Raw genomic sequence first — 23,746 nt, 5'->3', positions numbered from 1 at the left:
GCCCACCTCCAACTCAGGCCCACTTGAGAACGCCCTTGGAGCCGGAGTCCGAGGCGCAGTCGGCTCTTGCGGTTATTGCGTGGGTCGGCGTGCTTGTCGCACTTCGCGGTCGATTGCCCAGGCGTCTGCCACTGAGCCCACGTGCCCGAGCTTGTCAGGGTTGATCACCGCGCGGATCGTCTGGATCTGCCCGTCGAGTACATCGAGCGCCAGGGTGTGGAGCACCTTGCCGTCCCGGTCGCGGAAGATCGCGCCCGGTTGGCCGTTGATCTCGTGCGGCTCGCCTGTCACACCGATCAGGGCCATCTGGGGGAAGACGGAGGCGAGCAGCCGGGCCACGTTCTGCGCTCCGATCACCGCGTTGGTCAGCTGCGGGGCCTTGCCGCCGCCGTCGCCGACCATCGATACGTCGGCAGCCAGCAGGTTCTGCAGGGCGGCGACGTCGCCTTCACGCAGGGCGTCGAAGAACCGCGACGCCAGTTCTTGCCGCTCTTTTCGGTCCGCCTCGAAGCGGGGCCGGCCTGCGGCCATATGGCGTCGCGCTCGCACCGCCAGTTGGCGGCACGCCGTCTCCGAGCGCGCCACGGCCAAGGCGACCTCGGGAAAGTCGAAGTCGAACACCTCGCGCAGGACGAAGACCGCCCTCTCGAGCGGGGACAGCCGTTCCAGCAACACCAGGGCCGCCATCGACAACGAGTCAGCCAGCTCCGCTGACCGCTCCGGGTCCTGGTAAGGGTCGGCGAGCAGCGGCTCGGGGAGCCACGGCCCGATGTACTGCTCTCGCCGGACGCGGGCCGAGCGCAGCACGTCGATCGAGATCCGGGTCACCGTCGCCGACAGGAACGCCTTGGCCGACCGGGGCTGGGCCGGGGCGGCCTCGAAGCGCAGCCAGGTCTCCTGGACCACGTCTTCGGCCTCGCTCACGCTGCCCAGAATCCGGTAGGCGATCGAGAACAACAGCGGCCGAAGCTCCTGAAACTCCTCAGCACCGCTCACTGGTGCACCTCCTTGAAGCCCTGCCTCCACGAGGGGTAGCGCAGCTGCCAGCCGAGCTCCCGCTTGGCCCTGGCGTTGGACAAGCCGCGCCCCTCGGTCGTCATCGTCACCTGTCCGGCCAGCAGCCGGGCCAGCCATGTGGGCACCCGCTTCGGCCGCTTGGCTCCGGCGCACTCCGCCAGATACGGCAGCCATTCGCTGGCGGTGGCCGGTTCGTCGTCCACGATGTTGAACACCCCTTTGGCTTTCTGCTCCACCGCCAGGACTGTGGCGCTCGCCGCGTCGTCCAGATGCACCCAGGAAGAGTAGCCGGTACCGCCCACTACCAGCGGGAACTGCCGCCTGCGGATGAGCTCGACCTGGTCGTCGGTGGCGCCAGGTCCGTACAGCCCGCCATAGCGTAGGGCCGCACCGCCGGCCGCGACGACCACCCCCTCGACATGGCTGATCGCCGCCGCCCCAGCGCGCGCCACCATACCTTCCTCGGCCGTCACCCATCCGTCCGGCCGAATACCGTTCCACGAGGCGTTGCTCTGCGCGACGACGTGGGAGACCCCGGTGGCCTCAGCAGCGGCCAGCAGGTGGTCCGTCCCCTCCGTGCGAAGCCGGTTGGTCTGGGCGAACCACCGGTCGAGGCGCTTCACATCGGGCTTACCCGCGTGCGCCATCGAAATCGCGGTCATCTGATGCACGATCGCCTCCGGCCGAGCCACAGCCACCACCTCACCGACCGACATCGCATCCAGGCTGTCCATCACCACCCCCTCCGCGCCCAGCTCCGCCAGCAACCCCAACTTTGCCTCACTCGTGGTCGTGGCCGTCACCTGGTGACCTCGCGCCACGAGCTGCGACACCAGCCGCTGCCCCAGAACCCCGCGGCCAGCAGCCCGGCAGCGATCCACAACGCGAGGTTCATCAGCTACTCCTTGATCGAGAATTGCCTGCACCTCCTAGACGAGACAGCGGTCCCGCCAGTGACATTCGTCGTACCAGCCCAGAAGGTCTCGACTGTGAGGCCGCTCATGCCGTGTCACAGCCGGTCGGGGTATCTCGTCTTAGAGGGCATGACGAACTCGGAACAGACCTCGGTACTGATCACCGGAGGCAACAAAGGACTCGGCCTTGAAACGGCCCGGCGGCTCGGCGAACTCGGCTGGACGATCTTCCTCGGCTCGCGCGACGAAGGGCGAGGACAGGCGGCTGCCGACAAGCTGACCGACGGCGGCGCGAACGTGGTCATGGTCCCGCTGGACGTGACCTCGGACGAGTCGGTGACCGACGCGGTACGGCTCGTCCGCAAGCACACCGACCAGCTCGATGTGCTGATCAACAACGCCGGCGCGTCAGGGCGGGCCGTCGCGCCCGCGGACGCGACGGCGGAGGAGATCCATTCCGTCTACGACACCAATGTGTACGGACCGGTCCGGGTCACGCACGCGTTCCTTCCCCTGCTGCAAGCGGCGGACAATCCGCGGGTGGTGATGGTCTCCAGCGCTGTCGGCTCCTTCGCGGTCGTGACCGATCCGGACCAGCCCGCCTCGAAAATGCACGAGCTCGCCTACAGCTCGTCGAAAACGGCGCTGAACATGATCACCGTCCGGTACGCCAACGCGCTCCCGAACATCAAATTCAACATGATCACTCCCGGAGAAGTCGCCAATCGCAAGTTCGCCGCCACCGACATGAACCGTCACACCGGCCAGCTGACCGTCACCGAGGGCACCGACCCGATCGTCAAACTCGCGACGATCGACGCCGACGGACCGACCGGGATCTTCATCGATCGCCTTGGCCCCATCGCCTGGTGACCGACGCGCAACCACCCTCGGCACCTTGCCGGCGACCCCGCAAAGGGCCGAGGTGACACGTTTCGAAGCCATCTTTGTCCCCACGTAGGCGGCGGTCGGCGCGGCGCGCGGATGAACGCCGACCTTGAACGGCCGGAACAACTCAGCCAGATCTATTACTGGGAGGTCATTCATGCCGAAGAGCGTTGCCGGCGAACTCGCCGGCCTGGAGCTGCCGGTCGAGCGTGGCTGCCCGTTCGCTCCGCCTGCCGCCTACGAGCGACTGCGCGAGCAGGCGCCGATCAGCAAGGTCCGCCTGGTCAGCGGCGGCGAGGCGTGGTGGTGTCCGGGCATGAGGAGGGCCGTGCCATCCTCACCGACGGCCGTTGGCCAGGACACGACGGGCCACGCCGTACAGCCACAGGCGGGCCGCATGGCCGCCGGGGATGTCCTCCACGCGGCGCCAGGCGATGGTGAAGGTCTCGGCGAGGGCGTCCGCGGCGTCGTCGGAGGATTCGGTACGCCGCCGAAGGTAGGCGAGGATGTCGGGGTAGTGCGCGGTGTAGATCTCTTCGAAGCACTGCCTGGGGTCAGGGGGCCCACGCTGCTCCTTCTTGTCGGGGACTCTTTCACTCCGCACGTGTCCGGATCCGGCGGATTGTTTCACCCCGGACCGGAAAATTTCCCGAGCGGTTTGAAGGGGCGCTTTGAGGGGGCGCTTTGAGCGGATGGTTTGAGCGGATGGTTTGAGCGGATGGTTTGAGCGGCGTCCCGGGCCGTGTCGCCGAGGTGGCCGGGGGCCGCGAGGTGGTCAGGGCGTGCGCGACGCCCCGCGTGACCCTCGGTGACCGGCCGGGCGTCGCAGGGTGAGCGGGGGACGCCGCCCCTCGATTTCCCGCCCAATCAGCACATGCAGTCCATATGCCGTTAACCGCATTAACTAGCGGGTGTTCACCGGCGCTCCTACCGTTGGGATTGCTCAGGGAAGTGGTTCTGCTGATCCTCGCTTTGGAGGTTCGTCGATGGAACGCCGCACATTCCTTCGTGCTTCGGTGCTCGGCACGAGCACCCTGGCCCTCACCGGAAGCCTCTGGCAGGACGCCCTCGCGGCTCCGGCCCAGAACGCCGCAGGTCCCTATGGCCCCCTGCTGGCCGCCGACGCCAACGGCATCCAACTCCCCGCCGGATTCACCAGCCAAGTGATCGCCCAATCCGGCCAGGTGGTCCCCGGCACCTCCTACACCTGGCACAGCGCCCCCGACGGCGGCGCCTGCTTCGCCGACGGCGGCGGCTGGATCTACGTGTCCAACTCGGAGATCAACCCCGGCGGCGGCGCCTCGGCGATCCGCTTCGACTCCGCGGGCAACGCCGTCTCGGCCACCTCGATCCTGTCGGGCACCCGGCAGAACTGCGCGGGCGGCGCGACACCGTGGAACACCTGGCTGTCGTGCGAGGAGGTCAACCGCGGCTACGTCTACGAAACCCGGCCCTTCGGCGGCGCGGCGACACAGCGCCCGGCCATGGGTCGCTTCAAACACGAGGCGGCCGCCGCCGACCCGGTCCGCAAGGTCATCTACCTCACCGAGGACGAGAGCAACGGGCGGTTCTACCGGTTCATCCCCACCACCTGGGGTGACCTGTCATCGGGAACGCTGCAGGTGCTGCGCGCGGGCTCGGCCACCTCGGGCTCCTTCACCTGGGCGAACGTTCCCGATCCCGATGGCTCCCCGACCGCGACCCGCAGCCAGGTCTCCGGATCGAAGGCCTTCAACGGCGGCGAGGGATGTCACTACGCGAGCGACACCGTGTGGTTCACCACCAAGGGCGACAACAGGGTCTGGCAGGTCAACGTCGCCGCCGGCACCTACGAGCTCGCCTACGACGACAGCCTCGTCAGCCCCGGCACCGCGCCGCTGACCGGCGTGGACAACGTCACCGGCTCGACCTTCGGCGACCTCTACGTCGCCGAGGACGGTGGCAACATGGAGATCTGCCTGATCACCCCCAACGACACCATCTCCCCGTTCCTGCGCATCAACGGCCAGGGGTCCTCGGAGATCACCGGTCCGGCCTTCACCCCCGCAGGCGACCGCCTGTACTTCTCCTCCCAGCGCGGCACGTCAGGTTCCTCATCCGGGGGCATCACCTACTGCGTGACCGGCCCGTTCCGTACCTGAGGACGGCCGGGCCGTGCGGCGCCGATCGCATGGTCCGCCGACCGGGGATACCTCTGATCGAACCCGTCCCTTCTCCGGGACGGGTTCTTGCCCGGGGTGCTGCTCAACGGCTTCCGGATTCTAGAGAGTCTCTCTAGAATCGGCTACGATTTCGACATGAGACCCACTGTCGTCATCACCGGGGGCAACCGCGGGATCGGCCTGGCCACGGCCGAGGAGTTCGCCCGCCGCGATCACCGAGTGATGATCGTGGCCAGGAATCCCGCCGCGGCGGGTGAGGCCGCCCGGCTCGGCGCCGAACTGGTCACCGGAGATCTTTCGACCCTGAAGGGGATCCGGGCCGTCGCCGAGGCGCTGGCCGGGACCTGCCCGCGACTCGACGTGCTGGTCCACAACGCCGGGATCTGGCCATCGGCGCGGCGGCTCACCGAGGACGGTTTCGAGGAGTCCTTCGCCGTCAACCACCTGGCGCCCTTCCTGCTCAATCACCTGCTGGAGGATCGCCTGACCAGGGTCGTCCAGGTCACCGCGGGTCTGTACGTCAAGGGGCGTGCCGACCTCGTGCGCACCCCGGCCGGCGCGGACTTCTCTCCCCTGCGCACCTACGCCGACACCAAGCTCTGCAACCTGGCGCTGATGCCGCTGTGGGCCGCGCGCTGGAAGCCGCGGGGCATCACGATCGACGCCGTCCACCCCGGAGTGATCAGGACCGGGCTCGGCGACCGGGGCGGCCCGGTGGGGGTGCTGCTGAAGACCGCGAAGCTGCTGTGGAAGGCGCCGGCCGACGGCGCGGCTCCGGTCGTACGGCTGGCGCTCGACCAGACCGGTACCGGACGGTACTTCGACGTCGGCCGTGAACTGCCGCTCGCCTCCGTGGCCGCCGACCCCGAGCCGGCGGGGAAACTGTGGGCGCAGGCCGCGGAGCTGACCGGTGTCGCCTAGACAGCGGCGTGGCGAGGAGACCCGGGAGCGGCTGCTGGCGGTGGCACTGGACCTCTACGCGGAGAAGGGCGCCGACGGCTTCACCATGACGGCGGTGACCGCTACGAGCGGCGTCAGCGTCGGAAGCCTCTACCACCACTTCGGCAGCTTCGACGGGCTGGCGGCCGCCCTCTACGCGCGCTGCCTGTCCGACCTGCTCGACGCCGTCATCGCCGCACTCGACGCGGTGCCGCAGGGGGAGGAGGGAGGTCCCCGCGACGTCACGGAGGCGCGGGCCGCCGCCGGTGTCCGGGCCGTGGTCACCGGATATCTCGGCTTCGCCCGCGAGCACAGGGCCGCCGCGCGCTTCGTCCACGCCTCCGCCTACGCCGACTTCCTGGCCGCGCACGCGGATCTGATCGCGGCGGAGAAAGAGCCCAGGCCGGCCGGGATCCTGGGCTGGCTGCGACCGTACGTCGAGGCGGGGCTGGTCGTGGAGCTGCCCGACGAGCTGATCGAGATGCTGGTCATCGGCCCGGTCGCGGAGACGGCCCGCCGCTGGCTGGCCGGGGCCCCCGGCATCGACCTGGACGAGGCGTCCCGACTGCTTCCCGAGAGGATCTGGCGATCCCTGCGGGCCGCCGAGGCGTCGGTGACGAGGTAGGAGAGGGTACGAGGTGCCAAGCGTGGAACGCCCCAAGATGGCGTGAATCGCTTGATCATACGCATACGGCATTACTGAGCCGATCATAAGTTTTGGGACTATCGGCGTTATGCGCCGATGTAGGTCAGGTGCGGGTCGGTGAAGAAGGCCCGGACGATGTCGGGGCGTTTCTGTAGCCGGTGCATGCCGCTGTGCATGGCCGCGGCCAGTTCGTGTTCATCGGCGACCGCCTCACGAGCCACCCGGGCCTTGATGTTTTGGTTGACCCACTCATCAGGGTTGAGATCGGGGGCGTAGGCGGGCAGGAAGAACAAGCGCAACCGGCCGCCGGTACGTGCGATGAAATCACGCACCGCGGCGGCGGTGTGGATCGAGGAGCCGTCGACGACCAGGAAGATCGGCCCGATGACGGTGCGCAGCAGCTGCGCGCAGAACCCGAGAAACGCCCAGCGGTCCATCGAGCCGTGCCACAGCCGGTAGCGCAGCGTGCCGTCCGCGGCGACCGCCGAGAACATCTTCACCGACCGGCGCTGCGCCCCGGCGCACACCACCGGGGTCTGTCCGATCAGTCCCCAGGTGGTCCCGGCGCGGTGATCGACGCGCATGCTCATCTCATCGGCGAACAACACCAGCGCCCCCCGTGCCCGGGCCAGGCGACAGATCTGCGGCAACAGCACCGTCGTCCACCGGGTGACGGCCGCCGGATCACGCCGCCATGCCCGATAGGCCGGGCGTTGCGGCGACAGGCCCAGCCCGCGCAGCAACCTCCCGGCCGCCGCCACCGACAAACCGATCCCGAACCAGGCCGCGATCACCAACGCCACCAGCGCCCGCGTCCACAATGCCACCGCCGTCCCCAGTACCTGACGGGGGGTGACATCACGCACCACCGCCTTGACGCTCTGCTCCTGCCCAGGCGTCAGCCGCCGCGGCCGACCCGGCGCCTTCTTGATCCGCAGCGCCTCGTCACCACCTGCCCGGGCCTGGCGTTTCCACCGAAACACCGACTCACGGCCCACCCCCAGCGCCTCGGCCACCCGATCCGGTGACATGCCCTCCTCCAGCAACCGGAGGGCGAAAACCTTCTCCTCGAACGTCGCTCTGCGACCTTTTCTCGCCATACCCCCAGCATGCGCCTGCCGGAACTCGATCTCCCACCGCTACCCAACACGTACCAAAACTTACGATCGGCTCAGTATCGCCGCCCTGTTCATATCTTTCGTACCTCTGTGGGAATTACCTCCTTATAGGGAGTAAGGTTGCCCTGCCCTAATTTAGGTAAGGCTTTCCAACTCGCGGAGTGACGGTGTTCGCCAGCTATCTCATCGGATTACGCGAAGGCTTGGAGGCCGCGCTCGTCGTCTCCGTGCTCGTCGCCCTCCTCGTCAAGAGCGATCGGCGTGATCGGCTTCCCCTCGTCTGGGCCGGGGTCGGTGCCGCTCTCGTGCTGTCGATCGCGTTCGGCGCGCTGCTCACCTTCACCGTCGCCCATCTGGAATACCGGCAGCAGGAGTTGTTCGAGGCGGTCACCTCGCTGCTGGCCACCGTGTTCGTCACCTGGATGATCTTCTGGATGCGGCGGGCCGCCCGTACGATCTCCGGCGACCTGCGCGCCAAGCTGAGCGAGGCCCTGGAGGTCGGTGCGATCGCGGTGGTCGTGATGGCCTTCCTCGCCGTGGCGCGCGAGGGCCTGGAGACCGCGCTGCTGTTCTTCGCCTCGGTGCAGGGCGCCACCACCACCGCCGTCCCGCTGATCGGAATCAGCCTGGGCCTGATCACCGCGGTCCTGCTGGGCTGGGCGATCTACCGCAGCGCGATGCGGATCAACCTGACCAGGTTCTTCACCTGGACCGGCCTCCTGCTGATCCTGGTCGCCGCCGGAATCTTCAAGTACGGCGTGCACGACCTGCAGGAGGCCGCCATCCTGCCGGGCCTGTCCACCTACGCCTTCGACATCAGCGGCGTGCTACCCGCCGACTCCTGGTACGGCACCCTGCTGTCCGGAATGTTCAACATCACCCCGCAGCCGAGTGCGCTGGAGATGGTGGCGTGGGCCGTATACGCGGTGCCCACGCTTATTCTCTTCCTGCGGCCGTGGCGTAGTCGCCCGACCCCCTCACCCGCCACTCCTTCGACCGACCCGCAGCCCGCGGGCTGAAACCGCCTGAACAGGACGATCATGCGTACTTCCCTTGCCATCGCCGCGGGTGCAATCGCCTTCACCGGCCTCGTGGCCTGCTCCTCGGAGCCCACCGCGACCACGGCGACCGCGGGTGCGGGAGCCTCCGCCGCCCCGGCCAAGGGCGGCCCCGTCGCGGTTGCCGCCACCGACACCGAGTGCAAGGTCGCCGTCACCGAGGTGGCCGCGGGCACCTCGACGTTCGCGATCACCAACGGCGGAACCAAGGTGACCGAGTTCTACGTCTACGCACCCGGCGACCGGGTCATGGGCGAGGTGGAGAACATCGTGCCGGGCCTGACCCGCGAGGTGATCGTCGAACTGCCGGCCGGCACCTACGAGACCGCCTGCAAGCCCGGCATGGTCGGCAAGGGCGTCCGCGGTCCGCTCAAGGTCACCGGCGAGCACAAGCCGCTCAGCGACGACGCCCAGCTCGCCAAGGCGACCGCCGGCTACAAGCGCTACATCAAGTCGCAGAGCGACACGCTGCTGATCAAGGCGCAGGAGTTCGTCGACGCGGTCAAGGCCGAGGACATCGAGAAGGCCAAGGCGCTCTTCCCGGTCTCCCGCACCTACTGGGAGCGGATCGAGCCGGTCGCGGAGATCTTCGGCGACCTCGACCCGGCCATCGACGCCCGGGAGAACGACGTGGCCGAGGGCGAGGAGTGGACCGGTTTCCACCGGATCGAGAAGGACCTCTGGGTCAAGAAGGACGTCAGCGAGGACGGCCCGATCGCCGACAAGCTGATGGCCGACATCAAGACCATCGTGGAGCAGTCCAACTCCGCAGAGCTGTCGCCGGTGCTGCTGGCCAACGGTGCCAAGGGCCTGCTCGACGAGGTGGCCTCCGGGAAGATCACCGGTGAGGAGGACCGCTACTCGCACACCGACCTGTGGGACTTCGACGCCAACCTGCAGGGGTCCAAGGCCGCGGTTCAGTCGCTCCGGCCCGTCCTTGAGGAGCGCGCCCCCGAACTGGTGAAGACGCTGGACGAGAAGTTCGCCGGGGCCGAGGCCGCGCTCGGCGCGCACCAGAAGGGCGACGGCTGGAAGCTGCACACCGAGCTGTCCAAGGACGACCTCAAGAAGCTGTCAGATGCGATCAACGCGCTCGCCGAGCCGATCAGTAAGATCGCCGCGGTGGTGGCAAAGTAACGATCGTCCCAGGTAGGGGAGGGGTGCGATGAGCGAGCGGATCAGCCGCAGGAAGCTGTTCGGCATGGGCGCGGCCGGCGCGGCCGGCGTGGCGGTCGCCGGAGCGGGCGTGATCGCGGTGCGAGGGGTCGGCGACGAGCCGGCGCCCACCACGGTCGCCTCCGTCTCCGACGCGATCCCCTTCTACGGCGAGCATCAGGCGGGCATCGTCACCCCGGCGCAGGACCGGCTGCACTTCGTCTCCTTTGACGTCATCACCGAGAAGAAGGCGGAGTTGGCCGAGCTGCTCCAGGAGTGGACCGCCGCCGCGGCCAGGATGACGCAGGGCCAGGAGGCAGGCACGTTCGGCGCGGTCGGCGGCCAGCCGGAGGCGCCGCCGGACGACACCGGCGAGGCCCTCGGCCTGCCCGCCTCGGGGCTGACGCTGACCGTCGGCTTCGGCGGCTCACTGTTCGACGACCGGTTCGGGCTGGCCTCGCGCAGACCGGCCGGGCTGGCCGACCTGCCGCACCTGCCCGGCGACGCGCTGCTGCCGGAGATCTCCGGCGGTGACCTGTGCGTGCAGGCGTGCGCGCACGACCCGCAGGTGGCGGTGCACGCCATCCGTAACCTGGCGCGCATCGGCTTCGGCCGGGTCTCGGTGCGCTGGTCCCAGCTCGGCTTCGGCCGCACCTCGTCGACCTCGCGCGCGCAGGCGACGCCGCGCAACCTGATGGGGTTCAAGGACGGCACGGCCAACCTCAAGCTGGAGGACGTGGCGCTGCTGAAGGAGCAGCTCTGGGCGGGGTCCGGTGACGGCCCCGACTGGATGACCGGCGGCAGTTACCTGGTCACCCGCAAGATCCGGATGCTGGTCGAGACCTGGGACCGGGCGCCGCTGGCCGAGCAGGAGCAGATCTTCGGCCGGGACAAGGGGGAGGGGGCGCCACTGGGCAAGAAGGGCGAGTTCGAGGCGATCGACTTCGAGGTCAAGGGCCCCGACGGGCAGGCCCTGATCTTCGACGACGCGCACGTACGGCTCGCCCACCCGTCCCACAACGGCGGCGCGCACCTGCTGCGCCGCGGCTACAACTACGTGGACGGCTCCGACGGCCTGGGCCGGCTGGACGCCGGGCTGTTCTTCATGGCCTACCAGCGAGACCCCCACCGCCAGTTCGTCACCGTGCAGCGCTCCCTGGCGGGCAAGGACTCCCTCAACGAGTACATCAAGCACGTCTCCAGCGCCCTGTTCGCCTGCCCGCCCGGCGTACGCGACGCGGGCGACTACTGGGGCCGAGCCCTGTTCTCCTGAGCGCCGAGGCCGGGGTGGGGCGGGGACTCGGAAAGTGCCGTCATTTTGACCGGTGGTAGGTCAGCGCAGAGTCCGGCAGAACATGTCGAGGGTGATCTCGATGATCTCGGTCGTGTCTTCCGCGCCGGGGCCGCCGGAGGACTCCGACACGAGGCGCCGGGTGCCCGCACGGAGCACGCCCCACGCGAGTTCGGCCCGCAGCGCGGGATGGTCACATCCCGCTTCGCGGAGCACGTCGCCGAGCGGCTCGATGAGCGACTCGTGCAGCTCGTTCAGCCGGGCCTGGCACTCGGGCGGCAGTCCGAGCGTCTGCGTCGCCGGGACCAGCGCGTAGTCGGGGCTGCCGACGAACTCCAGCGCGATCCTGCCGTACGCCCGGACCCGCTCGTCGAGCGACATGGCGGGCCCGTCGGACGTGGGCTCCGCCACGGTGGCGCGCAGGCGGCCGGCCCAGCGTGGGAAGGCCTCCTCGGTGAGCTGGGCGAGGATGTCGGCGGTGGAGGAGAAGTAGCGGTAGACGCTCGATCGGGCCAGGCCGATCCTGGCGCCCACCGCCGCCGGGGTGAGCGCGTGCACACCCTGCGCGGCCAAGATCTCGCGCGCCGCCTCCAGCAGGGCGGCATGCTGGTTGGCCCGATGGTCGGCGACGGTCGCCGCGCTGATCCTTGGCATCTACACCTCCTGGTGGCGCCCTCCAGTATCCGGCTCGGGCGTCCCTGCTCCGTCCCCGTCATTGTCCCCGTCCCCGTCCCCGTCCTCGCGGTCCAGGGTGGGAGCGGCAGTGCGCGGGAGCAGGAACGTGAGGCCGAGCCCGGCCAGCAGGAGCAGCCCGGTGATGACCGGCACCCTGCGGGTCGCCTCCGCAGCGCCCGCGACCGCCGCCGCGTGGACGGCTGGATCGCTCAGCCCCGGGATGGCCGCACCACCGCTCTCCTGCACGGCGTTCGCCACGCTCGTGCGGACCTGCTCCGGGTAGGCCGCCATGTTCTTCTCGACCGACGAGCCGAGTCCGGTGACCAGCACCCCGCCCAGGACGGCGACTCCCAGCCCCGCACCGAACTGGCGGATCGCGCTCTGCAACCCGGAGGCCTGACCCGACTGCCGGGCGGGCACGTCGGCCATCAGCACACTCGTGAGCTGGGCCGTGGCGAAGCCGATGCCTATGCCGTAGACGAGCATCCAGGGCACGAGCCGCCACAGGCTCATGCCGGCCTCGAGGGAGAGGCCGATGCCGATGGCGCCCACGACCTCCAGGGCGAGGCCGATCTGCACGACCGTCCGTGAGCTCGACTTCTTGGTCAGACTGGGGACCACGCCGCCGGCCAGGAAGGCGCCGATGACGAGGGTGGCGATGATGAGGCCGGCCGTGAACGCGCTGTGGCCGAGCGCCGACTGCAGGAACAGCGGCAGCACCAGGATCACGCCGAACTCGCCCAGTGTCACGATCATCGCGGCTATCGCGCCGTAGCGGAAGCCGGGCAGCGTGAACAGCGTCAGGTCGATCAGCACGGGGCGCCCGGCCCGCTCGCGTCGCCGCTCCAGCAGAATGAAGGCGGCCACGGCCAGGATGCCGATGCCGAACGCGAAGGGCACCGGGGAGACCCCCTCGAACCGCAGTCCGAAGAGTTCGGCGGTCCGCAGGGGAGTGAGCCAGCCGTACTTCTGACCCTCGATGAGGCCGAAGACGATGGAGAACATGCCCAGCACGATCAGCACGATGCCCAGAGGGTCGTGACCGGTGGCCCGATCCTTGCGGGAGGCGGGGATGCGCAGTGCGCCGAGCAGGACCAGCGCGCCGATGGGCAGGTTGATCCAGAACGCCGCGCGCCAGCCGTAGTCGGTGACCAGCCAGCCACCGAGCAGCGGCCCGATGGCGGTCATGCCGCCGACGATCGAGCCCCAGATCGCGAATCCGATCACCCGTTGCCTGCCGAAATAGGTGGAGTTGATGATCGCGAGCGTCATGGGGATGGCCATCGCGGCGCCCACTCCCTGGATCCCTCTGGCCCCGATCAGTATCGCGCCGCTCCCCGCGATCGCCGCCAGCAGGCTTGCCACCAGGAAGACCGCGATGCCCGCGGCGAACAGTCAGTGACCCTGTACGTAGAAGTAGGTCTTCGTAAAGTCGCGGGATGCCAGTGCGTCCGTGCGGATGGCCCAGATCACGAAGGCGACGTCGCCCCAGATCATGTCGGCGTCGGTGTCCTCGCCGAGTTGCAGGAGGGTGACCCATTGGCTCGCCTCGGCGTGGAACGTGGGGTCGCCGTACCAGCCGGCGCCCGCGTTGTGGGCCGCCTCCGCTTCGACCGGGTTCTGGAAGGCGACGGAGTAGCCGCCCACGCGGCGCAGGGGACCTGGGAGCTTCTCGCGTACGAGCTCCGCGTAGTCCCTCAACCAGTTCCGCATGTCGATCATTCTCGTGTGGGAAAGAGGGACTCGTTAAGGTGGTGCAGGTGGTAGTGGAGGCGGACGTCCAACTAGTTTCTCGGACAAGTAGAGCGCTTAGCGCCACTCATTGGTGCGGGTCTCGTGCGGGGCGGGAGGTCAAAAGCACGCCGAGGGCGAGTGGGGGATTCGGGGCCGCTCAGCGGTATCGGGCCGCGCGAGGCCCTTGCCGGGTGGGCGGCTGCCGAGGTCCACAGGGCGGTGCGGTAACGGGTTATCTCCGATCGGGAGCGGGGACAAATCGGTCCTATCGCCACGAAAAGCAACTCACCTGAGGGGCAGGAACGACAGCCTCCTTGATCTGGGTGATACGGCACGCTGGTGGTGTGCCGTATCACCCAGATCAAGGAAAACCGCCGATCGCCACCCCTGCGCCCCCACTCAGCGCCCACTATGCCCCGCTTCGACCCCTCGCTGAATCCCCGACGTCCACTCCTGACACCAGCCACCACCGCACCGTCGTGCACGGACCGGTGCTGATGAGCGGTCCCAAGCCCTCACCCGCCCTACCCGAATTAATCAGGTGCTGATCGGCGTCATGGCTCATGATTCCTCGGTATCGGAATCGGTGAACGCTCGTAGCCGTAGCCGTAGCCGTAGCCACATCGCCACGTTGTCGGCGAACCAGGCGAAGAAGTCGCTGTCCCGCTTACCGGCGTAACGGACATTCCCCCGTACCCTCTGTGCCAAGCTCAAGCGGGACACGCGGGGATGAAGTTCCTAACATGGCACGAGTAGGGCGAGACGTGGTGTAGCAGACTGTGACAATGACGAAGCGTGACCTGCAGGCCGGAGGGCCTCGGGCTGATCGACCCAAGCGCCGGCACTTCTCGGCGGAGTACAAACTGCGAATGATCACGGAGTACGACGCGGCTCCGGCGGGCGAGAAGGGGGCTATTCTCCGGCGGGAGGGCCTCTACGACTCCAGCATCCAGCTGTGGCGTAAGCAGCGCGATGAAGGCGCTTTGAAGGGCGTGTCCGGAGAAAAGCAGGTCGCGTCGAACGAAGCGGCGAGACAGCGGGCGAAAGAGAAGGCCGAAAGGGAGAGGCTGGAACGGGAGAACGCCCGGCTGAAGAAGAAGCTCACGCAAACCGAGGCCGCCCTGGAGATCGTGGGAAAATGGCACGCGCTCTGTGTGTCACGAACGTTGAGTGGGTCGTTCCGGTAGGTGGGGCGGGCTCGCGAGACGTGTAACCGTATGGAAGATGGAGGTTTTGTGGCCCTCCGAAGCCGCCCTGCGGGGGGAGGCTTCAAAGCACCTCAAGCGGCCTTAGCTGAAGACTGCGGTCGGGAGCGTTGAGGAAAAGGCGCACGCGATGCGTCAGCTGGGGATCGGAAAGGTGAGCTGAGCTCTCCACTGTTGAAGCATCGAAATACAAGCTGGCACCAAAACGGGGGTATAGAGTGCGCCCTCGGATCAGCCTGGCGGAAACCCGTTTACTGGCCAGGCGGTGTCCGGTGTGAAGGTGGCACGAGTCCGATCTGCGGCTTCCATGCGGAACGTGAGAGGGCAGGCCCTGAAACAGCTCCGGAATGGTTGGAGCGAGAGGGAGAGCGTCGAGCGGCAGAAACCGTGAGGCGTTGAGTACCGTTGCAGGGCGTGCAGTCGGACCGGCTCATAGTAGTGATGAAATCCCTGTAATGGGGGTGGAGCGAAGGGGCCGGACCGTTCGGGTGAAGTTCGTTCGGGCAACCAGGGGAGACCTGGGAGGGATCGAGTGGGCAAGCCAATGCCGAATGAGAAACCGTTCGAGATTTCGAAGCGGGAGGTGTGGCAGGCGTACCAGAAAGTCGCGGCCAATAAAGGGGCACCCGGAGTGGACGGGCAGGCTCTGGAGGCGTTCGAGAAGGATCTGAAGAACAATCTGTATCGGATCTGGAACAGGATGTCTTCGGGGACTTACTTTCCACCTCCGGTGCTGGCGGTGCCGATACCGAAGAAAGGCGGGGTCAGGATTCTCGGAATTCCGACGATCGCGGATCGGATTGCGCAGACCGTTGTTGCCCGACGGCTGGAACCTCGTATGGAAGAGATCTTCCATGAGGATTCCTACGGCTATCGAGTGAGACGGTCGGCGATTCAAGCGGTACGGAAATGCCGGGAGCGGTGCTGGAAGTATGACTGGGTAATCGATTTGGATATTCAGAAGTTCTTCGACAGTTGTCCGCACGACCTGATCGTCAAAGCGGTGGAAGCGAATACCGATCAGCGCTGGATCGTGCTGTATGTCAAACGGTGGCTGGTCGCGCCGTTGCAGCACCGGGATGGAACCTTGGAGGCGCGGAACCGGGGAACCCCGCAAGGGTCTGCGGTTTCTCCGTGCCTGGCTAACCTCTTCCTGCACTACGCGTTCGATTCATGGATGGCGCGGGAGTTCCCGTCCGTCCGCTTCGAACGGTATGTGGATGACGTGGTCGTGCATTGCGTCAGCGAGCGCCAGGCGCTTGAGGTGAAAGAGGCGATCGGGAGACGGATAGAGCAGGTAGGGCTGAAACTCCACCCGGACAAGACGAAAATCGTGTACTGCGCGGATAGCAACCGGCGAAACCGTCATACGGACGTCGCGTTCGATTTCCTCGGATACGGGTTTCGTCCTCGGGCGGCGATCAACCCGCGTAACGGGGTGGTGTTCACCTCGTTCGCCCCGGCGATCAGCCGGGACAAGCTGACCGCTAAGGGAGAAGAAGTCCGGGCCTGGCGTCTTCATCTACGGACCGGACACGATCTGGCCGGCCTCGCCGAAGCGATCAATCCGATCGTTCGAGGCTGGATGACGTACTGGGGCCATTTCCATCGGTCCCATATGTATGGCCTGCTGCGGCGCATCAATGCCTACCTGATGCGCTGGGCCCGTAAGAAGTATCGGCGGCTCCGCAACCGGAAGAAGCTCGAAGCGTGGTGGGCGAGGCTCGTGGAAAACGAGCCGACGCTGTTTGCGCACTGGGCTTGGATCACCGGTAGAGGAATCGAGTTCGCTGGACGGTAAGAGCCGTATGAGCCGAGAGGCTCACGTACGGAACTGTGGGAGCCGGGAGGTGCGATTCCTCCCGGCGACCCGACTGGAGATGATGTCCGAGAGCGCGGACTCGGAGAACTCGTGACCGAGCTTCGCGATGAAGCCCGGCAACAACTCGAACCCCGTGTCGGTATTCAGCGATCATGCAAGCTGACCGGCGTTAACCGATCCACGCTGTATCGGCGGCGCGAGCCGAAGAACGGTAAATCGGAAATGGTGAGGCCGTCCCCACCGAACGCGCTGTCCAAAGAAGAAGCCGATGAGCTGATCGGAGTTCTCAATAGCGAGGAGTTCGCGGACAAGTCGCCCCGACAAGTATGGGCGGCACTGCTGGACCGCGGTGTCTACCTGGCGTCGCCCTCCACGATGTACCGGGAGCTGCGGACCCGCGGGCAGGTCCGGGAGCGGCGCGCCCAGGCCCGTCACGAGGCGAAGAAAAAGCCTCAGCTCATCGCCCGCAATCCCAACGAAGTCTGGTCATGGGATATCACGAAGCTCCAGGGACCGGTGCGCGGCCGGTTCTTCGACCTGTACGTGATGATCGACATTTACTCGCGATGCGTGGTGCACTGGGAGCTTCACACCCGTGAATCCGGTGAACTGGCTCAGGTGTTCATCGAGAACGCGATCCGCGCCAATGGCGGCATCGCGCCTAACACCATACATTCCGATCGCGGCACCGCGATGACCTCGATCTCGGTCACCGAACTGCTGTCCGACCTCGGCATCGTCAAATCCCATAGCCGGCCGAAGGTCAGTAACGACAATCCCTACAGCGAGGCGCAGTTTAAGACCATGAATTACTGCCCGGTGTTTCCCGAGAGGTTCGGGTCATTCGCTGACGCTCGTAGTTTCTGCCGACGCTTCTTTGAGTATTACAACCACGAACACTACCATTCCGGGATCGGCCTGCACACGCCGTTCAGCGTGCATATCGGCACCGCTCAGGCCGTCCAGGACAAGCGCGCCACGACCATCGAGCGGTTCCGGGCCGCCAACCCTCATCGGTTCACCCGCACGCCGTCCCTGCCCAAGATCCCCGCCGTCGCGTGGATCAACAAGCCTGACGAAAACCAGGACGACCAGACCGGGGAGGCGGCAGCTTAGCGATTACCGCATCGATGTCCCCTTTGACTTGACACATACCGCCTTCAGCTTCGCATCCAAAGGGACATCTACGGCACCGTTCACAGGCTCGACGCTGACCACCTGAGGCGCGCCGGTGTCCTCGCCGGTTCCATTGTCGCCGTCACTGCCCTCGGGATCGAGATCAAGCTCATCCGCCGCTACCTCAAATGCCTCCCCCTCGCGCTGTCCAGCGATCTGACCGGCGAACGTGTTGTCGATGGTGGTCCGCTCACTGCCGGTCGGCTCATAGATCGACCTGGCGCGGGCTTCCTCGTACGTCGGAAGGCTCGTGATGGGGTCGGGTGACATGAAGGTGAAGCCGTCGACGACCGGTGGCTCGGGAAGTTCGAAGTCCACGGTGAGGATGGGCGGGTGCGTCTGCCCCTTGCACTCCTCCAGCGGCGTGGTCCGGCAGCCGCCGGCGTCCTCGGAGCGGTAGCGCCGCCAGTTACGCAACTCGGACTCGTTGCCGACGGTGAGCCGGATGCCGTAGTTGGTGGCGCCGTTGACCCACTCCTGAACAATGCCATTGAGGGAGTGGGTCAAGTCCCAGGCGTAGTTCATGGAGCCGGTGCAGTCTTCGCTGTAGGCGCCGAACTCGGTGTCCGCGCCCGTGTTGGAGACCGTCGGCTGGGTGTTCCAGGTCAGCTCCAGGTCATCCCAGAACGAGGTGATCCGCCGGGCCGTGATGCCGGAGCCGACCGAGATGCCGCACTCGTTGGACTGGTAGTTCCACAGGTGCATGTCGGCGTTTTGCACCGTGCTGCCCGCGAACTCGGCGGGGATGTTCGGGAACTGGAGATAGCCGCGCCAGCGCTTGGCGATGTTGCTGGCGTACGACTTGCCGACCACGATCTGGTCCTGGTTGAAGGTGTTCCAGCTTTCCTGGTAGTCGACGTGGTTGATCCAGGTGTCCATGCCGCCGTCCACCTCGACGAGGGTGGTGTCGATCGGCGTGAAGCCCTTACCGTCGGCGTTCTTGACGCGGATCGGCTGGGTATGCATTTCCATCCGGACCGTCTTGCCGTCCGGGTTGGCGTAGAAGGTGGCGCGTTCCGAGCGCATCGACTTGATCTCGACGCGCCGGTTGTCCTTCTTGGCCTGCGCCAGCGCTTTGCCGGTGGGTGCGGCAGGGGCGCTCGACGGCGTTGTGGGGGTGGGAGTGGGCTCTTGGGCGATCGCGGGCACGCTCATCAGCGAGATCGGCAGCGTCAGAGCCACGAGCAGGGCAGCGCGACGGCGCGTCCGGATGGATAAGCCCGACGCTGTTCGTGATGCGTTCACTTCAGTCTTTCGAACATATGTGGCAAAACGAAGTGATCATCACATATGTCACGATCTAAGTAAAGATCCTTTTCGGTAACGTGAAAGGTGGTTTCCGTGAGCACCGGGTGCGTGGAGCGAGTAAGGGGGCGACGTGGCTACTACTGAGCCGATCATGTGCGCCCAGTAGAACTGGAGGTGAAGCCGTGACATAGCGGCTGATCTGCATGTTCGTAAGCTCGTCGTCGCTTGCCGGTGAAAGTCCGGTCCGGGTAGCTGCCAGGAGGCCCGGTAGCAGGCTGGCGGCTTCGTCTGGAAACGGGCGGGGTCGAAGCCCAGCGTCAAAAGCCCTTAAGGGGGAGCGACGATGCGGTCCGTAGCATGACGCGAAGCCTGCGGCGTCGTTACTCAGCCGTCTTCGGACGGGACAAGGGAGAGCCGAGCCCCTCGTGATCGGGGTGAAGGCCATGGAAGCGGCGAAGAGCCTGGAAATTGCAGCCGCGAAGAACTCCCCGGCGTATGGGGCGCGGAACGTATCGATAGTGACGGCGGGAACTGGGGAGGCCCTCCCCGGCCCGGTGACCTGCGGAAGGTGTTACCGGAGCGTGGCGTCCTATAACCGGTCAACGCCGGGAAGTGGATTGCTGGCCGGGTGGGCGTCGGAGGCGGCCGTAGTACTGCTTGAGCCGACCGGACAACATAACCGGCGGTGAGGGAAGGGCCGCTACTTCGTCGATGCATATTGAGGTGGAGGAGGGGCTCGGTGAGTGCCGTTTTGGCTATTCCCGCCGCCGTGGGGCCGCGTGTTCCGCGTGATCCGGTCCGCGCCTTGCAGCATGTGCTCTACCGGGCGGCCAAGGCCGATCCCGGACGTCGGTTCCACGCGCTCATGGACAAGGTCTATCGCAGAGACGTTCTGGAGCGCGGGTGGGTCATGGTGCGCAGCAACAACGGCGCACCGGGCATCGACGCGACCACGCTGGCCGACATCGAGGAGTACGGGATCGTCCGGCTTCTTGAGGAGTTGGCCGCGGAACTTCGGCAGGGCCGGTATCGGCCATTGCCCGCGCGCCGGGTGATGATCCCCAAGCCTGGGCTGAAGGACGAGTACCGGCCGTTGTCGATTCCCGCTGTTCGGGATCGGATCGTGCAGGCCGCTGTGAAGATCGTGTTCGAACCGGTCTTCGAGGCGGACATGGCTGATTGCTCATTCGGGTTTCGCCCGAAGCGCTCAGCACACGATGCTCTGCAAGTGCTCATTGAGGAGCAGGCGCGGGGCCGCCGGTGGGTGGTCGAGACGGACATCGCCAACTGCTTTTCGGCGATTCCGCACGATGAGTTGATGCGTGCGATCGAGGAACGCGTCTGCGATCAGTCGCTCCTGAAGCTCCTGCGGGTGATTCTGCGCGCCGGGGTGATGGAGGACGGACAGATCCGGCGAGAGGTCACCGGCACGCCACAAGGCGGCGTGGTTTCACCCGTCCTCTGTAACGTCTACCTGCACCGATTGGATCGGGCGTGGGACGAGGCGGACGGCGTGCCGGCCCGCTATGCCGACGACGCGATCGTGATGTGCTGGTCCCGCGGTCAAGCCGAGCGGGCCCTGGCCCGCCTGACGGAGCTGCTGGCGGCACTCGGTTTGGAGCCGAAGGCCGCCAAGACCCGCATCGTGCACCTGGAGGTCGGTGGGGAAGGCCTGGACTTCCTGGGCTTTCACCACCGGCTGGTGCGCTCACGCGGGTTCAACGGGAAACGGCCGTTCGTTTTCCTCGCTCGCTGGCCCTCAGACAGGGCGATGCAACACGCCCGCGACCGGATCCGTGACCTCACGGACGGCCGCAGGCTGCTGCTTCGCACCGAAGCGATCACCAAGGAGGTCAACCTGTTCCTGCGGGGATGGGCTGGCTATTTCCGGTACGGGCATTCTGCCCGGCGCTTTAGCAAGATCAGAGAGTTCGCCTGGATGCGCCTGGCGCTGTTCCTCAGCCGAAAACACCGGCGCAGCCGGAGCTACGGCCGGGGCGTGCTGAAACGCTCGCTCAGCGATCTCGGCTTGATCAGCCTGTATGGAATCGTCGTCGCGCCCAGGGCGGGCAAGCCCTGGCGGGAAAGGCCGAATGCCGGCGGTGAACGACGTCGGTGAGCCGTGTGCGGGAGAACCGCATGCACGGATCGAGGTGGCGGGGGTTGGAAACGGAGCGAAGAACCTGGTCACGGCCACTGGGGTGGCACACCCGTCCGGGAAACCGACGGAAGGAAGGCCCCAGGCCCTCCCGCCAGGAGAAGCCACCGCGCCAGCCCCCGACCCTACAAGTTTTGGGACTATCGGCGTTATGCGCCGATGTAGGTCAGGTGCGGGTCGGTGAAGAAGGCCCGGACGATGTCGGGGCGTTTCTGTAGCCGGTGCATGCCGCTGTGCATGGCCGCGGCCAGTTCGTGTTCATCGGCGACCGCCTCACGAGCCACCCGGGCCTTGATGTTTTGGTTGACCCACTCATCAGGGTTGAGATCGGGGGCGTAGGCGGGCAGGAAGAACAAGCGCAACCGGCCGCCGGTACGTGCGATGAAATCACGCACCGCGGCGGCGGCGTGGATCGAGGAGCCGTCGACGACCAGGAAGATCGGCCCGATGACGGTGCGCAGCAGCTGCGCGCAGAACCCGAGAAACGCCCAGCGGTCCATCGAGCCGTGCCACAGCCGGTAGCGCAGCGTGCCGTCCGCGGCGACCGCCGAGAACATCTTCACCGACCGGCGCTGCGCCCCGGCGCACACCACCGGGGTCTGTCCGATCAGTCCCCAGGTGGTCCCGGCGCGGTGATCGACGCGCATGCTCATCTCATCGGCGAACAACACCAGCGCCCCCCGTGCCCGGGCCAGGCGACAGATCTGCGGCAACAGCACCGTCGTCCACCGGGTGACGGCCGCCGGATCACGCCGCCATGCCCGATAGGCCGGGCGTTGCGGCGACAGGCCCAGCCCGCGCAGCAACCTCCCGGCCGCCGCCACCGACAAACCGATCCCGAACCAGGCCGCGATCACCAACGCCACCAGCGCCCGCGTCCACAATGCCACCGCCGTCCCCAGTACCTGACGGGGGGTGACATCACGCACCACCGCCTTGACGCTCTGCTCCTGCCCAGGCGTCAGCCGCCGCGGCCGACCCGGCGCCTTCTTGATCCGCAGCGCCTCGTCACCACCTGCCCGGGCCTGGCGTTTCCACCGAAACACCGACTCACGGCCCACCCCCAGCGCCTCGGCCACCCGATCCGGTGACATGCCCTCCTCCAGCAACCGGAGGGCGAAAACCTTCTCCTCGAACGTCGCTCTGCGACCTTTTCTCGCCATACCCCCAGCATGCGCCTGCCGGAACTCGATCTCCCACCGCTACCCAACACGTACCAAAACTTACGATCGGCTCAGTAGCAGCTACTGGCCGAGGTCGGTGAGTTTTCCATGATGCTTGCTGAGCGCGGCTGTGAATCGCCCTGGATTGAGCTGGGCGGGCGTGACCCATGTTGTCGACCGCTCGGAGGCGAGTTGCCGTGCCGAAGATCCTTTGTGCTTGTCCAGCCGAGGACGCGGCGGAGGAAAAGAAGATCCGTAAGCTGGTCGGGGCGTGGCATGTGCCCGGAAGCTGGATCCAGCGGGCCCGCGTCATCACGTTGAACTGGGACGGACTGAGAGTCCCGGCGATTGCCGCCGCACGGTGGCTTCGCATTCAGGCTGGAGAGGTTCATGGCACGCCTGCTCAACGTGCCGAACATCCGCGAGGTCACCTCTTTCCCCGAGACCTGCACCGGCTCGCTTCCTGAACAACGCCGGTGAAGCTCTCGCGGTGCGCCTGCGAGAAGGAGTCTGCGCCGCCAGTCGGTAGCTGAAGTTCGGCTTCGCTCATCTGGGCCAATAGGTCCTGGGCGTTTCTGGCTTCGATGGGGCAGGGGGCGCTGGCGAGCCAGAGTGGGAAGGCCCAGTAGCGGCGGGCCCAGCGGCGCCAGAGGATGACCCAGCCGGGGTAGCGGGCCTCCAGGTCGCGGGCCAAGTCGGTGGCGCTGTCCGTGCTCGCGGCGTGGGGGGGCGGTACGCACGGGGGCCGCTCCGCGACGGCGGCGGCCTCTGGGGCGGAGAGGCTCGTTTGCCGGGGTGACCATGGGAACCGTCGCTTTCCGTCGTAGTTGGGGTGGGGAGGCCGGCGTCCCGGACGAGGATGGGATCAGGTCCGTGGACGCCGGCCCCCTGTACGGTCCGCGCCTGGTGCGGGGGAGTCGGCGTGGACCGGCTCCGGGGTCAGCGGGGATCGGGGGGATCCCGTCTGCCCGGAGGTCGGGGAGGTCGGGGTCGGGCGGGCAGGTCAAATCAGACGGCGGTGCCGAGTTGGCCGGTGCCGCACAGCCGGGTCCATTGGGTGCCGCAGTGGCCGTGGGTGAGTTCGGTGACGATGCGCAGGCCCCGGCCGCCGAGTTCGAGGTCGTCGAGGCGCTCGGGAATGGGTGGGGGGCGGTGTAGGAGGTGTTCGATCAGGGTGGTTCCGGCTCCGGCGTCGACGACCTCGGTTCTGACCGGCAGGCCCTGGTCGTGCAGGAGGCGGAGCTCGTAGGGTCCGGGACGGGAACGTGCTCGATGAGCATCGTTGCTCCTAACGGGTGGGAACGGAGGCAGTCCTGCGATCAAGCCTGCCGGGGCGTAGCGTGACTCAATCGCTACGGAGCGTGCTGTGTGGCTATC

At 67.0% G+C, this 23,746-nt stretch carries 23 protein-coding genes; 12 read left to right on the top strand and 11 right to left on the bottom strand.

Going from position 1 to position 23,746, the window contains the following annotated elements:
* Nucleotides 1–72: 72 nt before the first annotated feature.
* Both OIE13_RS13735 and OIE13_RS13730 read right to left on the bottom strand, forming a co-directional pair.
* On the bottom strand, nucleotides 73–996 hold the full coding sequence (locus tag OIE13_RS13735; RefSeq protein WP_326639632.1) for an RNA polymerase sigma-70 factor: 924 nt from the start codon (nucleotides 994–996) through the stop codon (nucleotides 73–75).
* Nucleotides 993–1,820, bottom strand: a complete 828-nt coding sequence (locus tag OIE13_RS13730; protein ID WP_326639633.1) for an NAD-dependent epimerase/dehydratase family protein — start codon at nucleotides 1,818–1,820, stop codon at nucleotides 993–995. Before OIE13_RS13730 ends, OIE13_RS13735 begins: the two co-directional genes overlap by 4 nt.
* 240 nt (nucleotides 1,821–2,060) lie before the next feature.
* On the opposite strand from OIE13_RS13730, the gene OIE13_RS13725 reads away from it, so the two are divergent.
* Nucleotides 2,061–2,804, top strand: coding sequence for an SDR family NAD(P)-dependent oxidoreductase (locus OIE13_RS13725; RefSeq protein WP_326639635.1), 744 nt, complete (start codon nucleotides 2,061–2,063; stop codon nucleotides 2,802–2,804).
* Nucleotides 2,805–3,156: 352 nt separating this feature from the next.
* Here the strand turns inward: OIE13_RS13725 and OIE13_RS13720 are convergent, their stop codons facing one another.
* Nucleotides 3,157–3,423: an RNA polymerase sigma factor gene (locus OIE13_RS13720; protein ID WP_326639636.1), complete on the bottom strand. Its 267-nt coding sequence runs from the start codon at nucleotides 3,421–3,423 to the stop codon at nucleotides 3,157–3,159.
* Nucleotides 3,424–3,805: 382 nt separating this feature from the next.
* On the opposite strand from OIE13_RS13720, the gene OIE13_RS13715 reads away from it, so the two are divergent.
* The 3 genes from OIE13_RS13715 to OIE13_RS13705 all read left to right on the top strand — a co-directional run bounded on the left by OIE13_RS13715 (nucleotide 3,806) and on the right by OIE13_RS13705 (nucleotide 6,545).
* Entirely contained in the window at nucleotides 3,806–4,960 is a 1,155-nt protein-coding gene (locus OIE13_RS13715) for an alkaline phosphatase PhoX (protein ID WP_326639637.1), read from the top strand.
* Nucleotides 4,961–5,116: 156 nt separating this feature from the next.
* The gene (locus OIE13_RS13710; RefSeq protein WP_326639638.1) at nucleotides 5,117–5,902 is read left to right on the top strand and encodes an SDR family NAD(P)-dependent oxidoreductase; all 786 of its coding nucleotides are present in this window, start codon (nucleotides 5,117–5,119) and stop codon (nucleotides 5,900–5,902) included.
* Nucleotides 5,892–6,545: a TetR/AcrR family transcriptional regulator gene (locus OIE13_RS13705; protein ID WP_326639639.1), complete on the top strand. Its 654-nt coding sequence runs from the start codon at nucleotides 5,892–5,894 to the stop codon at nucleotides 6,543–6,545. The genes OIE13_RS13710 and OIE13_RS13705 overlap by 11 nt, the downstream gene beginning before the upstream one ends.
* A gap of 107 nt (nucleotides 6,546–6,652) precedes the next feature.
* Here the strand turns inward: OIE13_RS13705 and OIE13_RS13700 are convergent, their stop codons facing one another.
* Nucleotides 6,653–7,666 carry an IS630 family transposase gene (locus tag OIE13_RS13700; protein WP_326635026.1) on the bottom strand — a complete coding sequence of 338 codons (1,014 nt, stop codon included), beginning with the start codon at nucleotides 7,664–7,666 and terminating at the stop codon, nucleotides 6,653–6,655.
* 185 nt (nucleotides 7,667–7,851) lie between these two features.
* On the opposite strand from OIE13_RS13700, the gene efeU reads away from it, so the two are divergent.
* Genes efeU through efeB form a run of 3 tightly spaced genes read left to right on the top strand, consistent with a single transcriptional unit; the run spans nucleotide 7,852 to nucleotide 11,170 of the window.
* The gene (efeU, locus tag OIE13_RS13695; RefSeq protein WP_326830097.1) at nucleotides 7,852–8,703 is read left to right on the top strand and encodes an iron uptake transporter permease EfeU; all 852 of its coding nucleotides are present in this window, start codon (nucleotides 7,852–7,854) and stop codon (nucleotides 8,701–8,703) included.
* Nucleotides 8,704–8,724: 21 nt separating this feature from the next.
* The gene (gene efeO, locus OIE13_RS13690) at nucleotides 8,725–9,879 is read left to right on the top strand and encodes an iron uptake system protein EfeO (protein ID WP_326830096.1); all 1,155 of its coding nucleotides are present in this window, start codon (nucleotides 8,725–8,727) and stop codon (nucleotides 9,877–9,879) included.
* A gap of 28 nt (nucleotides 9,880–9,907) precedes the next feature.
* Nucleotides 9,908–11,170 carry an iron uptake transporter deferrochelatase/peroxidase subunit gene (gene efeB / locus OIE13_RS13685; RefSeq protein ID WP_326830095.1) on the top strand — a complete coding sequence of 421 codons (1,263 nt, stop codon included), beginning with the start codon at nucleotides 9,908–9,910 and terminating at the stop codon, nucleotides 11,168–11,170.
* A 60-nt stretch (nucleotides 11,171–11,230) separates the two neighbouring features.
* On the opposite strand, the gene OIE13_RS13680 is transcribed toward efeB, so the two are convergent.
* From OIE13_RS13680 to OIE13_RS13665, 4 genes are all read right to left on the bottom strand, one after another.
* Nucleotides 11,231–11,842, bottom strand: a complete 612-nt coding sequence (locus OIE13_RS13680; RefSeq protein WP_326639646.1) for a TetR/AcrR family transcriptional regulator — start codon at nucleotides 11,840–11,842, stop codon at nucleotides 11,231–11,233.
* A complete protein-coding gene (locus OIE13_RS13675; protein WP_326830288.1) occupies nucleotides 11,843–13,243 on the bottom strand; it encodes an MFS transporter in 1,401 nt (466 codons plus the stop codon).
* 15 nt (nucleotides 13,244–13,258) lie between these two features.
* Nucleotides 13,259–13,576 carry a DUF1963 domain-containing protein gene (locus tag OIE13_RS13670; protein ID WP_326830094.1) on the bottom strand — a complete coding sequence of 106 codons (318 nt, stop codon included), beginning with the start codon at nucleotides 13,574–13,576 and terminating at the stop codon, nucleotides 13,259–13,261.
* Between the two features lie 582 nt (nucleotides 13,577–14,158).
* Entirely contained in the window at nucleotides 14,159–14,311 is a 153-nt protein-coding gene (locus tag OIE13_RS13665; RefSeq protein WP_326639648.1) for a hypothetical protein, read from the bottom strand.
* A gap of 155 nt (nucleotides 14,312–14,466) precedes the next feature.
* Between OIE13_RS13665 and OIE13_RS13660 the strand changes: the two genes are divergently transcribed.
* The 3 genes from OIE13_RS13660 to OIE13_RS13650 all read left to right on the top strand — a co-directional run bounded on the left by OIE13_RS13660 (nucleotide 14,467) and on the right by OIE13_RS13650 (nucleotide 17,740).
* The gene (locus OIE13_RS13660; protein WP_326639649.1) at nucleotides 14,467–14,784 is read left to right on the top strand and encodes a hypothetical protein; all 318 of its coding nucleotides are present in this window, start codon (nucleotides 14,467–14,469) and stop codon (nucleotides 14,782–14,784) included.
* Between the two features lie 550 nt (nucleotides 14,785–15,334).
* Nucleotides 15,335–16,603, top strand: a complete 1,269-nt coding sequence (gene ltrA, locus OIE13_RS13655; protein WP_326639650.1) for a group II intron reverse transcriptase/maturase — start codon at nucleotides 15,335–15,337, stop codon at nucleotides 16,601–16,603.
* Between the two features lie 111 nt (nucleotides 16,604–16,714).
* Nucleotides 16,715–17,740 (top strand): IS3 family transposase, encoded by a 1,026-nt coding sequence (locus OIE13_RS13650; protein ID WP_326639651.1) that lies wholly within the window; start codon nucleotides 16,715–16,717, stop codon nucleotides 17,738–17,740.
* 3 nt (nucleotides 17,741–17,743) lie between these two features.
* Here OIE13_RS13650 and OIE13_RS13645 read toward each other — a convergent pair whose 3' ends face one another.
* Nucleotides 17,744–18,982: a DNRLRE domain-containing protein gene (locus OIE13_RS13645; protein WP_326639653.1), complete on the bottom strand. Its 1,239-nt coding sequence runs from the start codon at nucleotides 18,980–18,982 to the stop codon at nucleotides 17,744–17,746.
* An 805-nt stretch (nucleotides 18,983–19,787) separates the two neighbouring features.
* Here OIE13_RS13645 and ltrA (OIE13_RS13640) point away from each other — a divergent pair.
* Nucleotides 19,788–21,167: a group II intron reverse transcriptase/maturase gene (gene ltrA / locus OIE13_RS13640; protein ID WP_326829502.1), complete on the top strand. Its 1,380-nt coding sequence runs from the start codon at nucleotides 19,788–19,790 to the stop codon at nucleotides 21,165–21,167.
* 188 nt (nucleotides 21,168–21,355) lie between these two features.
* Here ltrA (OIE13_RS13640) and OIE13_RS13635 read toward each other — a convergent pair whose 3' ends face one another.
* A complete protein-coding gene (locus OIE13_RS13635) occupies nucleotides 21,356–22,369 on the bottom strand; it encodes an IS630 family transposase (protein WP_326829503.1) in 1,014 nt (337 codons plus the stop codon).
* A 390-nt stretch (nucleotides 22,370–22,759) separates the two neighbouring features.
* On the opposite strand from OIE13_RS13635, the gene OIE13_RS36690 reads away from it, so the two are divergent.
* Nucleotides 22,760–22,849: a hypothetical protein gene (locus OIE13_RS36690; RefSeq protein ID WP_326639655.1), complete on the top strand. Its 90-nt coding sequence runs from the start codon at nucleotides 22,760–22,762 to the stop codon at nucleotides 22,847–22,849.
* Between the two features lie 528 nt (nucleotides 22,850–23,377).
* Here the strand turns inward: OIE13_RS36690 and OIE13_RS13630 are convergent.
* Entirely contained in the window at nucleotides 23,378–23,692 is a 315-nt protein-coding gene (locus tag OIE13_RS13630) for a hypothetical protein (RefSeq protein ID WP_326639656.1), read from the bottom strand.
* Nucleotides 23,693–23,746: the final 54 nt, after the last annotated feature.

The sequence above is a fragment of the Streptosporangium sp. NBC_01810 genome, from assembly GCF_035917355.1.
Taxonomy (GTDB): Bacteria; Actinomycetota; Actinomycetes; order Streptosporangiales; family Streptosporangiaceae; genus Streptosporangium.
The sequence above is the reverse complement of the archived record's forward strand: the minus strand, read 5'-3'. Positions and strand labels throughout refer to the sequence as shown.